This window comes from Bacillus sp. 7884-1 (assembly GCF_002272245.1).
In the GTDB taxonomy this organism is placed as follows: Bacteria; Bacillota; Bacilli; order Bacillales; family Cytobacillaceae; genus Neobacillus.
In genome coordinates this window covers 1-12,478 of record NZ_NPDD01000201.1, presented here as the reverse complement: position 1 = coordinate 12,478, position 12,478 = coordinate 1, and the positions used below count along the sequence as shown (strand labels likewise).

At 36.7% G+C, this 12,478-nt stretch carries 11 protein-coding genes and 1 pseudogene; 11 read left to right on the top strand and 1 reads right to left on the bottom strand.

What is annotated here, in order from left to right:
* Window positions 1–706 precede the first annotated feature (706 nt).
* The 10 genes and pseudogenes from CHI06_RS22410 to yunB all read left to right on the top strand — a co-directional run bounded on the left by CHI06_RS22410 (window position 707) and on the right by yunB (window position 10,318).
* Window positions 707–1,741 (top strand): ABC transporter permease, encoded by a 1,035-nt coding sequence (locus CHI06_RS22410; protein ID WP_095250784.1) that lies wholly within the window; start codon window positions 707–709, stop codon window positions 1,739–1,741.
* A gap of 1 nt (window position 1,742) precedes the next feature.
* On the top strand, window positions 1,743–2,441 hold the full coding sequence (locus tag CHI06_RS22405; RefSeq protein ID WP_095250783.1) for an ABC transporter ATP-binding protein: 699 nt from the start codon (window positions 1,743–1,745) through the stop codon (window positions 2,439–2,441).
* 40 nt (window positions 2,442–2,481) lie between these two features.
* Window positions 2,482–3,162 (top strand): response regulator transcription factor, encoded by a 681-nt coding sequence (locus CHI06_RS22400; RefSeq protein WP_095250782.1) that lies wholly within the window; start codon window positions 2,482–2,484, stop codon window positions 3,160–3,162.
* Complete coding sequence (locus CHI06_RS22395; protein ID WP_095250781.1) at window positions 3,159–4,535, top strand: sensor histidine kinase; 1,377 nt, start codon at window positions 3,159–3,161, stop codon at window positions 4,533–4,535. The genes CHI06_RS22400 and CHI06_RS22395 overlap by 4 nt, the downstream gene beginning before the upstream one ends.
* A gap of 178 nt (window positions 4,536–4,713) precedes the next feature.
* Window positions 4,714–4,875 (top strand): annotated as a pseudogene (locus CHI06_RS30750) (hypothetical protein); the annotation flags it as partial.
* 1,174 nt (window positions 4,876–6,049) lie between these two features.
* Entirely contained in the window at window positions 6,050–6,895 is an 846-nt protein-coding gene (locus tag CHI06_RS22385) for a DUF72 domain-containing protein (protein ID WP_095250780.1), read from the top strand.
* Window positions 6,896–6,911: 16 nt separating this feature from the next.
* Window positions 6,912–7,733 carry a sulfite exporter TauE/SafE family protein gene (locus CHI06_RS22380; protein ID WP_095250779.1) on the top strand — a complete coding sequence of 274 codons (822 nt, stop codon included), beginning with the start codon at window positions 6,912–6,914 and terminating at the stop codon, window positions 7,731–7,733.
* Window positions 7,734–7,751: 18 nt separating this feature from the next.
* Window positions 7,752–9,098: a bifunctional metallophosphatase/5'-nucleotidase gene (locus CHI06_RS22375; RefSeq protein WP_095250778.1), complete on the top strand. Its 1,347-nt coding sequence runs from the start codon at window positions 7,752–7,754 to the stop codon at window positions 9,096–9,098.
* A gap of 67 nt (window positions 9,099–9,165) precedes the next feature.
* The gene (locus CHI06_RS22370; RefSeq protein ID WP_095250777.1) at window positions 9,166–9,468 is read left to right on the top strand and encodes a YunC family protein; all 303 of its coding nucleotides are present in this window, start codon (window positions 9,166–9,168) and stop codon (window positions 9,466–9,468) included.
* 94 nt (window positions 9,469–9,562) lie between these two features.
* A complete protein-coding gene (yunB, locus tag CHI06_RS22365; protein ID WP_095250776.1) occupies window positions 9,563–10,318 on the top strand; it encodes a sporulation protein YunB in 756 nt (251 codons plus the stop codon).
* A 25-nt stretch (window positions 10,319–10,343) separates the two neighbouring features.
* On the opposite strand, the gene CHI06_RS22360 is transcribed toward yunB, so the two are convergent.
* The gene (locus CHI06_RS22360; protein ID WP_095250803.1) at window positions 10,344–11,297 is read right to left on the bottom strand and encodes a M23 family metallopeptidase; all 954 of its coding nucleotides are present in this window, start codon (window positions 11,295–11,297) and stop codon (window positions 10,344–10,346) included.
* Window positions 11,298–11,501: 204 nt separating this feature from the next.
* Between CHI06_RS22360 and lipA the strand changes: the two genes are divergently transcribed.
* Window positions 11,502–12,419: a lipoyl synthase gene (gene lipA, locus CHI06_RS22355; protein ID WP_095250775.1), complete on the top strand. Its 918-nt coding sequence runs from the start codon at window positions 11,502–11,504 to the stop codon at window positions 12,417–12,419.
* Window positions 12,420–12,478 lie beyond the last annotated feature (59 nt).

The following is a 12,478-nucleotide window of genomic DNA, read 5'->3' as shown; positions in this document are numbered from 1 at the left end:
GCAGATGCTAAGGTTTCGCTAACTGGGGCTTTAGCTTAAATGAGGCAGACAATGGAACTTTAGACATCAAAAACTTAACGTTTCATAAACTGCAGTAGCTTTAAGTTAAAGCTAGCAAGTAAATAACCCTTTATTCCATTTGGAATAAAGGGTTATTTTTTAAAAATAATTAATATAAAATAAACCCTACCTTCTATCTCATTTATCAATTATTTTTTTGGGATTGTACGAAAAATACACAGAATTTCTAGTAAACAATGGAATTAAGAGACTACTTGTGTATAAATAATCATTGTTTATCTTGAATTACTGGACTTAATGGAATCAATTTATACAAAAATACTATATAACAGACAGTTTAGAAAATTGACAGGGTTGAGGTCGGGGGTTCGAACCCCTCACAGGTTCATCATCTAAATAAAGATCGAATTCTTTTATATCAAGGGTTTGAGCCTTTTCTTTAATTTCTATAAATACAATTTTACAACAAATATACTGTTTCTAATCAAAACATGGTATATTTGTTGCTTTTTGGTTTCAGAATCAATCTTTATCTGCCTACGCACATCTCAGCTTTTTACATACCATCTATGAAACCCTCTACTTAAAAATCATTTAAATTTCCCGCCAAATGTAATTTCCTGTTCATCATCTGTTCATATACCGATTATAAACTAAGAATTAATAAGAGATTGGAGGAGTTTTGATGAACATTGCTTGGAAAGAAATAAAAAAAAATAAAGTAAGGTTTTTGATTTTAGGTTCGATCGTTTTTCTAATTAGTTTATTAACATTTATTATAGCTGGTTTGGCAAATGGCTTATCACAAGATAATGCTGCATTAATTAAAGATTTACCAAAGGGACAATTTTATATGAGTGAAGATGCAGACGAAACCATTAATCTTTCAAGAATAGATAGCAGTACCCAAAATAATATATTAAACAAACAAAAAGAGGCTTTAGCCTTTTCCATACAAATGGGATTTTTGAATGATAGTGCTAGTAAGCAACGAAGTGTCGCATTTGTTACATCGACCGATTCAAAGTTATTTGAAAATGTTAATGAAGGGGAAATTGTAGTCGATCGCTCTTTGAAAGAAAAAGGAATACAAATTGGAGATACCTTAACTAATAATCAATACAGTGGAAACTTTATTGTAAAAGGTTTTGTTGACCAAAAGAAATTCAGCCATGCACCTGTCGCTTATATTAATATAGAGGACTACAAAGAAATTTACGGGACAGATGAAATGCAATTAATTTTCATACCTGGAGGCGAATCAACACAAGTTTTTGCTGGTTTACAATCATTTTCGAAGAAACAGTTTCTTCATACCATTCCGAGCTATAACGCAGAACAGATGACCCTTAATATGATTGTATGGTTTTTAGTTGTCATTAGCGGAATGTTGTTTGCGATCTTTTTCTACATGATGAACGTTCAAAAAATTGGGTTATATGGCATTCTTAAGGCACTCGGTGTTAAAACAAGTGCTTTGTTCAAAATGATGTGGACCCAGATGGTTTTTATAACACTAATTGCTCTCAGTATATCTGTTTCACTCAGTCAAGTTTTTAATATGATTGCACCTGAAGGAATGCCTTTTAGTTTAACCAATGTAACAACCGTACAATTGTCGCTCATTTTCTTATTAATTGGATTTATTGGAGCAACACTTTCAGGGATACAGATCAAAAAAGTTGAACCATTACAAGCGATCCAACAAGGAGAGGTTTAATATGACAATATTTACAATAGATGATGTTAGAAAAACCTTTACAAATGGTGAAGTGAAGGAAGAAATCCTTAAAGGAGTTAATCTTTATCTTACAGAAGGTGAGATAACAGCATTAGTAGGTGCTTCAGGGTCTGGTAAAAGTACGCTTCTAACTATAGCGGCAGGACTTCAACCCACATCAGAAGGGCAAGTCATATTCGAAGGGAATAATATCACTGCCATGAATTCAGAACAAGTTCGAAAAATACGGGCACGTAAATTCGGTTTCGTCTTCCAATTTGCCCATCTCGTTCCTTTTCTCACTGTAGAAGAGCAACTGATGTTAATGTTGGATGTCTCTGAATCTAAAATAAAGAAATGGGAAGAAAAAAAAGAAATTGATAAAATACTAAAATTAGTGGGATTGGATCATCGGAAAAATGCCTATCCATCTTCATTATCCGGTGGGGAAAAGCAGCGGGTTGCCATTGCTCGTGCTATTATCCATAAACCAAAAGTGCTCTTCGCAGATGAACCAACTGCAAGTTTGGATTCTAAAAGGTCTAAAGAGGTTATGACGTTAATCCGAGATTTAACTAAAACGCTAAACATTGCGACTTTAATGGTTACACATGACGTAGAAATGCTTGCATTTGCTGATCATATCATTAAAATGAGCGATGGACAGGTTTTGCAAGGAGATGATAAAATTCTTAGTTAGAGGCAAAGCTTTAAAGCTAGAGGACTAGGAGAAAACATAAATGAAAAATATTTTAATAGTTGATGACGATATCAATATATTAAAGCTTGTAGCTATTCACTTATTTGATCAAGGCTATAAAGTATTCCAAGCAAAAGACGGAATGGAAGCTTTAGGAATACTTAGGAACGAAGCTTGTGATTTAGCAGTAGTCGATGTGATGATGCCATTCATGGATGGCTATGCACTAACGAAAGAAATTCGAAAACTGTATGATATTCCCGTTATCCTTTTAACAGCTAAAAATCAAATTGAGGATAAAGAGCTAGGCTATGAAGCCGGTACGGATGATTATTTAATCAAGCCATTTGAACCAAAGGAATTAAGCTTTCGTATAAAGGCTTTGTTACGGCGATATGAGTATCGACCAGACGAATCCATTTTACGGGTAGGAAATACAACGATAAACAAAAAAAACTATGAAGTTCAAATTGGGAAACGAACCTTACTTTTACCGTTAAAGGAATTTGAACTTCTATATTTTCTAATTTCTAAACCGATGCAAGTGTTTTCTAGATATTACCTAATTGAACAAGTTTGGGGTATGGATTATGAAGGAGATGAAAGAACAGTAGATGTTCATATAAAAAGATTAAGAGAACGATTTTCTAAATTAACAGATGATTTCCAAATTAAAACTGTACGTGGGGTTGGATATTTATTGGAGGTTCAACGTAGATGAAAACTCTATATACGAAGTATATTGTTGTAACCATCGGTATGATGTTTATTAGCTTTATCATTGCTTTTCTCATCTCAAATATCATTTATCAACAAAAGCTGAAGCCTTTTAATGACAATAAAAACACAAAAATCGCACTAGATATTGCTTCTTTCGTTAATGAGCACCCAAATATCGACTTGAAAAATTATTTAGAAAGTATTTCTAAGGTTGGTTATCAAATATACCTAGTAGATAACCAAGGGAATGAACTATTTTCTGGTGAACCATTTAGGGACAAAAGTCTTTCTGTTTCATCTAAAGAGAGAGTATTAAAAGGAGATATTTTCCACGGTATTCTTCACTTTCCTCAAAAAACATTCGTGACAGGATTTTTTGCCAATGAACTAAGGAATACGATTGGTGTTCCATTGAAACATAACGGAACAAACTATGCTCTTTTTGTTAGACCAGACATAAAATTTCTTTTTAACGAAATGCACATTTTATTTGGATGGATTCTACTATTATCGATTACTTTGACCATCGTGATGGTTGTTATTAATACTAAATTTTTAGTAAGACCTATTACCAACCTAACTAAAGCAACAAAGTCTCTGTCAACTGGTAATTTTAATGTAGAACTGGATATTACCCGTCATGATGAGCTAGGGGAACTTTCCCAGAGTTTTTTACGAATGGCTAGAAAGCTAGAACAAATGGATGACTTGAGGAAGGAATTTATTTCGAATATTTCTCATGATATACAGTCACCTCTCTCTAATATAAAAGGATATACGAATTTATTGGACAATAAAGCAATAAGTAAAGAAAAAAGAACTCAATATGTTTCCATCATCAACAGTGAAATTAAAAGGCTTTCTACCTTAACAAAACAATTGTTGCTTCTTGCCTCTTTGGATCGAAATGAGGATATTATGGAAAAAAAGTTATTTAACGTTGGCCAACAATTAAAGGAATTGATTCGAAACTCTCAATGGACAGTAAGTGAAAAAGGTATAATGCTTAGCTACTCCTTACCAGATATAGAAATGATCGGTGATCCATCCTTACTGAATACTGTTTGGGATAATCTATTTTCAAATGCCATTAAATATAATAAATTGAATGGTACTATAGAAATTTCAATAGAAGAAAGAGAACAGTCGATTTTCGTAATTTTTGAGGATACAGGAATAGGGATGAATACTACGGAATTAGAAAGAATATTTGATCGCTTTTTTCGAGCCGATATGGCACGAACAAGAACCATTGAGGGAACAGGCTTAGGATTATCTATTGTTGCAACCATTGTCAATCTACATGGTGGGCATATAACTGTGAATAGTATAGAAAAAGTAGGGTCTACTTTTATTGTTGAATTACCAATGTAAGGCACCTCTAATGTGAAGGTGTCTTTTTATTTGCCATAAAAATATGAAAATGAGGGTGTTTTTGAATCAAAGTTTTATGTCCAATTGAAGTAACAAAGAATGAAGTAAGGTCCGTCGTTCGGCGGACCTTTGGCATGTCTTCGCATAAACGTATAAAGGCGGGAGAGCTGCTGCAAAAAATGTTATGGGCATAGGAGCAGGTATATTAGATGGATTAAATTATAGCAGTTTAAAAGGCTCCCTTATGGCAAGAGGGACAAGAGAAATTTCTCGTCCAGTTAGAGTAATGGGAGGAAATAACTGTAACTGTATATGGTTTAAGTCATCTTGGAGACTTTGAAGCAAATTCTCGGTACATAGTCATAATAGAAAGTTCGGGCAAGCATTGGTTGAAGTAGAAAGGTTTGGAAAATTTGCAGAAGGCGTAGCAACGGTAAAGGTATTAAGAGAACTATCCATACAATATGATGTTTAACGTCCAATTTGTTGAAAGCAAGATTGTGAGTAATTTCAATAAGACGATATATAGAAAAATGCTCAGAGCTTAATGTTCCGAGCATTTTTATACCAATTCTTGTTTTACTTTGCTTGTTAATTCGGTTGCTAATTCTATTTTGATTTTTGCTGCCAATTGACATTTTGTACTTCAAAACCGAACCCGTTACATTTAGCGAGATTAGCTTTTTTGTGTGCTATCTGTTTTTGTCATATTTAAATGTATTTAGTCGTAGCGTATTAAAACGTTGATTTAAAGACTTTTTTTAATCCTATTTTCTTTTGTTATTATTCAAAATGAATAGGCGGCATGATGTATTCTGTGACTACTTTTGAGCACCAAACATATATATTGCTCCCAGTTTCTTCATATTTAAGATATAAATAAAAGACAGCAAAAAATACGATCTAAAAGGTGCAGTTTGCCCGTGAATCAGAGATGGTTAATTATCATCTTTCTTACGATTACTATCACACGTCTGTGTTTGGTTTGGCTTCTTGACCATTCGTCAATATAGGCATGGGCTGAAAAATTTGTCAGTATATGAAAAGAACCACAGATTGTGGTCTGTGGGTTCTCATTTTACCATCTTTCCATAAGTGCTGATAATTGCATTTTGAAACCTGGAAAAAGCCTTATTTATGCGGCATTAGCACTTGCCGGCACCATACCGATTTCGTGCCGAAATCATGCCGGAATGAATTTATTTTGTATTTTAAGTTATTTTAAAAAATGGCTTTATTTCAAGCTTTTGCCGCATTTATATATATATCATTTAATGCAGTTTTAATCAAAATTAATCAAGTTCGAGATGGAAGGTTCTATCGGTTAATAATATTTTGGTCCGCTTGCCATTTTGGCAGGCGGATTTTTTTGGTATTCGTACAATGAGAGCCCGAGAACTTGCTAAAAAGGGAATAGTGGTCACTCATAGGGTTGATAAGGAAATATAAACATAGCGCTAGAAATACGTTTGAAAATTAGGTTATGCTATTATTAGTGGTGGAGGTGATTGGGGTTGATTTATATTGGTGTTACAGGTTGGGGAGATCATGACAGCTTATATCCAAGTCAAACCCCGCCCCGAGATAAGTTAAAAGAATATGCTGGTCATTTTCCGACAGTAGAAGTGGATGCGGCTTTCTACGCCATCCAGCCCAAGAGGAATGCAGCAAAATGGGTTAATGATACCCCTGCATCGTTTCAGTTCATTGTAAAAGCCTACCAAGGAATGACAGGTCATCAACGCGGTGATATCCTTTTTGCGACTAACAAAGAAATGTTTCAAGCCTTTAAAGAATCACTAGAACCATACATAGAAGCAAATAAATTAGCAATGGTGCTTTTTCAATATCCGCCATGGTTTGATTGTAAACGGGAGAATGTCGAATATTTAAGATGGTGTAAAGCGCAAATGAGAGATATACCCTGCGCACTTGAATTCAGGCACCAATCCTGGTTTACACCCCGGTTTCGCCAGCATTCACTTGATTTTATGAAAGAGGAAAAGTGGATACATAGTATTTGTGATGAACCACAATCAGGTGAGGGCTCCATACCAGCGATAGTAGAAGCTATCGATCCAGAAAACCTTCTCATTCGATTTCACGGACGTAACGTCCATGGCTGGCAAAAACGTAATGCGGAGAATTGGCGCGAGGTTCGATACCTCTATCGCTACAATCAACAAGAACTTCAAGAATGGGCAGACATAATCCGGAGATTATCCAAGGAATCCCAAACCGTCTATGTTCTTTTTAACAACAATTCCGGCGGGGATGCGGCAGATAACGCGAAAGAATTGATTACCCTTTTAGATTTAAAATATGAGGACCTTGCTCCTAGACAACTGGATCTATTTTAATTAAGGGAGAAAGATGATGGAATGGATTGTATTAATATTAATAGGAATTGCAGGTAGTTCCTTAGGGAGCTTAATTGGATTAGGCGGAGGTATCGTCATTGTTCCTTCTTTACTCTTTTTAGGGTCTCTATCTGCATTTGGTTATATTTCTCCTCAGACTGTTGTGGGTACCTCACTTTTCACGATGATTTTTACCGGGCTTTCTTCTACGTTAGCTTATATGAAACATAAAACGGTAGACTACAAAAGCGGGTTAATCTTTCTGATTGGCAGTGGACCAGGCAGTATTCTAGGAGCATGGGTTACCGAAATATTAAATTTAAAATCATTCAATTTGTTTTTTGGCATTTTTATTCTTTTTGTTTCGTGTATTCTATTATTAAAAGATAAACTAAAACCGATTCCATACCGGAGAGATAAGGGGATTTTCAGAAGTTTTACGGATAACTCAGGAAAAATCTTTGAGTATGGCTTTAACCCTTTAATGGGAGTTATTATTGCATTTATTGTTGGATTTTTATCAGGGATTCTAGGCGTTGGCGGCGGGTCATTAATGGTTCCGACCATGATTCTGCTATTCTTCTTTCCACCCCATGTAGCAACAGCTACATCCATGTTTATGATTTTACCAACATCCATTCTTAGCTCCATTACCCATATCACCCTTGGAAATGTGGACTGGCTGCTTGCATTGGCTTTAGTTCCAGGAGCATGGATTGGTGCAAAGGTTGGCGTCTATTTAAACATCAAACTAAAAAGCAAAACAATTGTTTTATTATTACGCACCATCTTAATCATCGTTGGCATACGATTAATTTATCAAGGCATTATTGGCTAAAAAGGAAGCGAAACATCCATGGAAATGATCCATATCTATCATACAAATGATCTTCACAGCCATTTAAAAAGGTGGCCGCGAATTCAGCATTTTTTAAAAAGCAGAAGAACACATCATGCAGAGGGTGGAGAAGATTTTTTCCTTTTTGACATAGGTGACTTTATTGATCGCTGGCACCCACTCTCAGAGGGGACTGGGGGACAGGGAAATATTGAACTGTTGAATGAGAGTGGCTATAATGCTGTGACAATTGGTAACAATGAAGGAATCAATTTTCCTTATGAAGTGCTTAATCATCTGTATGACAAAAGTGAATTTGATGTTGTAGTGGCTAATCTCTATGACAAGCTTGGTCAGCATCCTACATGGCTTAAACCATATAAGATTTATCATACAAAACAGGGAACACGGATTGGTGTAATTGGATTAACTGCCTATTTTTCGCTTCTTTATGACCTGTTAGGCTGGCATCTGACTGAGCCGTTTGAGGAGTTGGGGAAGTGGATACAAACATTAAAGGATCAATCGGATGTCATTATTCTGCTCTCCCATCTTGGACTTACCCACGATGAAAGAATCGCAATCGAATATCCAGAAATAGATGTCATTCTTGGCGGTCATACCCACCATACCCTTCCTGAAGGAAAGCAGGTGGGACAGACATTGCTTGCTGGAGCTGGTAAGCATGGCAGATTTGTCGGACATGTAACGCTCCAGATAGCTAATAAAAATATTTGTAGTAAACAGGCGAAATTGTATAATGTTTTGGAACTCCCAGCTATACAAGATGAGAGAGCAATTTCTAAGGAGATTTACCGAAGAGGGAAGAAGCTGCTAAATCAAAAAATTACTATCCTGCCTAAGGAATACATCCATGATCCCTTTCAAGCCACTGAGCTGTCTCAGATTTTATGCCAAGCAATAAGGGAATGGTGCGATGCAGATTGTGCCTTTATTAATGCAGGTCTTATTTTGGGTCCATTATCTAGGAAGGTAACCTCCTATGATTTGCTGTCGATTTGTCCTCATCCAATCAATCCCTGTAAAATTCAACTTACCGGCAGTGAATTAAAAGAAGTAATAAATGAAACAAAGTCAGTTGACTGGGCCAATCGGCAAGTTATTGGGCTTGGTTTTAGAGGCACAGTAATGGGGGCAAGTGTTTACGATCGGATTACTTTTATAGAAAACAATGAGATTTATATAAATGGTCATGAACTGGATCTAAATCAGATCTACTCTCTTGCCATTCCAGATATGTTTACTTTTGGACATTTTTTTAAAAACGTTTTTCCGAATAAGGAAAAGGAATACTTCCTTCCTGAATTTTTACGAGACATATTAAAATGGAAATTACAAAAGTAGTCCTAAAGGAGATACACGCTTTTTCTTTCTCTTTCATAAATTGTTAGTGAGGAAAGGAGTGTGTAAATTGATTGAGCTATCACCGGTAGAGATTAATGGTCACACGTTCTTGGCTGTTACTGTCTTACTACCAAAAACAACATTGCTTACTGTAAGCAATGATAAGGGATATATAATGTGCGGTGCCTTAGATGTTGGATTATTGAACGAAAAGCTGAAGGACCGAAAAATTATAGCCGCTAGAGCGGTAGGAGTAAAAACCATTGAACAGCTCCTAAATGCACCAATGGAGTCAGTAACAACCGAGGCAGAAAGCATAGGAATAACAAAAGGAATGCTTGGGAAAGAGGCCTTGTTAAAAATGGTTTAAAAAGCTTGCACAGCCTTATGCAGGCTTTTCTTTAATTTTATAGGCTAGTTCTCCTTTAAGAAGCATACATATAGCATGTAAGGGGGGATTTTTTTTGGCTAAGTTTCGTGTACGTGCCCGGAAACGAGGACCGTTACCTTTCAGATATGTCATGCTCCTATCATTTGTTTTCTTTCTATTGTCTACTGCACTTGGAATATGGCTGGTAAACAAAGGAATTGAACCTTCCTTAATGAGATATGCGGAATCCAAGACTAAACAAATTGCCTCCCAAGTAATTAATAAGGCAATTAACAAAAAAACAGTAGAAGTTGGAGATGTTATTGCTGTTGAGGCCGGTCAAAATGGTGCTCAGCCAAGTGCAAGTTTAAAAACGGAAGTGATAAATCAAAAATTATCAGAGATCACCAATGAAATACAGAAAAACTTAAATGCAGCAGAAAAAGGCGACCTGGATTCCTTAGAGAAATTAACGGATGTTGATATTGAGGTAAATACAGAGAAGCAGGATGGAATTGTTTGGAATGTTCCGCTTGGTCAAGCAACGAATATGGCTTTGCTAGGAAATTTAGGCCCAAAAATACCTGTAAGGTTTCATGCAATTGGTGAAGTACGGCCAGATGTGAAAATTAATCCTAAACCAATGGGAATCAATAATACATGGATTGATGTCGCAATCCATTTAGAGGTTTCGGTGCAAATCATTACCCCGTTTGCAACGGAAATTACGAAATTAGAGCAGAATATTCCAGTGGGTGGTAGATTAATTCAAGGTGAGGTTCCGCAATTTTATAATAATGGCGGCAGTGGAATTACACCATCTATTCAAATACCGCAGCCAGAACGTTAAAAGGACTGTCACTGGACAGTCCTTATTATTTTTTAGTCTTTAATGCCTGTTTTTCCTGCTGTTTCCACAATCTTAAATGTGGTGTAGGGTCAAAGGACCATTCTGTATAGCCATTATCTTTGTACATCCCATAGTGCAAATGGGGAGGGAATTTACCTGATGTCCCAGGAGGTCCATACCCAGAACTGCCGACACCGCCAATTAACGTTCCTGGTTCCACGATTTGACCCACTTTTAAATCTTTAGCAAAACCGCTAAGGTGAGCAAAATAATGATACGTATTATTAATGTCACGTATTCCAACTCGCCAGCCGCCGAACTTATTCCACCCCTTCATTTCTACGATTCCATAGTTTGTAGCCCGGACAGGGACTCCGTAGCCCGCAAAAATGTCGGTACCCTCATGAATCCTTCTGCCGCCCCAACCCCTGGCATCACCCCAGGTACTGCGATAGCTGTGATTGCTTCGTAATGGCATCGGGAATACATGTTTATCTAATTCTAACCGGCCGAAATGCCGGTACACTTTCGCCTTGTCCGCAATAATGCCAACTGTTTTATCACGATGATAATAATTCCATAAACCGATTTTAATATTATCATGATCTACTCCATACGATAGTAGATAATTGGCAAAAGCATATAAAACATCTTCGTCGCTCTTTAAACTGGCTCTACCATCTCCATCACCGTCCACACCCATACCATTAAAAAACTGGATAATTGCGGGGTTTTCTTCGGCAGGATTTGGATTGGTAGGCCCAGCCCATTTCTCTGGAGTAAAATAAATGCCAATCACACTTTCTGCCTTGGGTAAGTCTTTACGAACCGCACGGATATTCCTTTCGTATTGATCAATAGCTGCTAAATAATACCAAGGAATTTGTGTGAGTGTCTCCACTTTTTTGTATAGCTTCATTCTTTCCTGATACTCATCAGGACCTTTAGCATGAGCATCCCTGGGAGATATGCTGCTCATTAATAAGAGGATAGTTCCAATTATCAGAAATGCCCGCACAGGAATCCTCCTTCCGAATATTGTACGTCTTTAGTTTATGATTTCTAGGCTATTTCATAATGGTCAATAATTGGAAAAAAAGTTGATAGAGCTAGTCTGCTTGTTGTTGTTGCAAAAAGTATGGTAAAGTGACAAGGAGCAAACTGATTTATAGGGGTGGAAGTTTTGAGTAAAAATGCAGAATACTTAAGAAAACCGGATTGGTTGAAAATAAAATTAAATACGAATGAACATTATACAGGCTTAAAAAAAATGATGCGTGAAAAAAACTTACATACTGTTTGTGAAGAAGCGCGCTGTCCTAATATTCACGAATGCTGGGCTGAAAGAAGAACGGCTACCTTTATGATTCTTGGTGATACTTGTACACGTGCTTGCCGTTTCTGTGCAGTTAAAACAGGATTACCAACAGAATTAGATTTGCAAGAGCCAGAACGCGTAGCAGACTCTGTTCAATTAATGAACTTAAAGCATGTCGTGGTTACTGCGGTAGCACGGGACGATTTAAAAGATGGCGGTGCAACTGTATTTGCGGAAACCGTAAGAGCCATTAGAAGAAAAAACCCTTTTACAAGTATTGAAGTCCTGCCATCAGACATGGGCGGTAAAGAAGAAAATCTAGCGCTGTTAATGGATGCTAAACCTGATATTTTAAATCACAATATTGAAACGGTGAAAAGATTAACACCTAGAGTTAGAGCAAGAGCAAAATATGACCGCTCACTAGAGTTTTTACGCAGAGCGAAAGAAATGCAGCCAACCATTCCTACAAAATCTAGCTTAATGGTCGGCTTAGGTGAAACGAAAGAAGAAATTATCGAGGTTATGGATGATTTAAGAGCGAATAATGTGGATATTATGACCATAGGTCAGTACCTGCAGCCATCTAAAAGTCACTTGAAGGTTGAAAAATACTATCATCCAGAGGAATTTGCAGAGTTACGTGAAATTGCCCTCACAAAAGGATTCAGTCACTGTGAAGCTGGACCGTTAGTTCGTTCATCCTACCACGCAGATGAACAAGTGAATGCAGCAGCAAAGCATAAGCAGTTACTAGGCGAAACCGAAGCCAAGGAAGCTTAAATAAATGCTGTGTAAAGGACAAATGTTGATTTTAGAACTCTGTTGATTTGTGTGGAAGG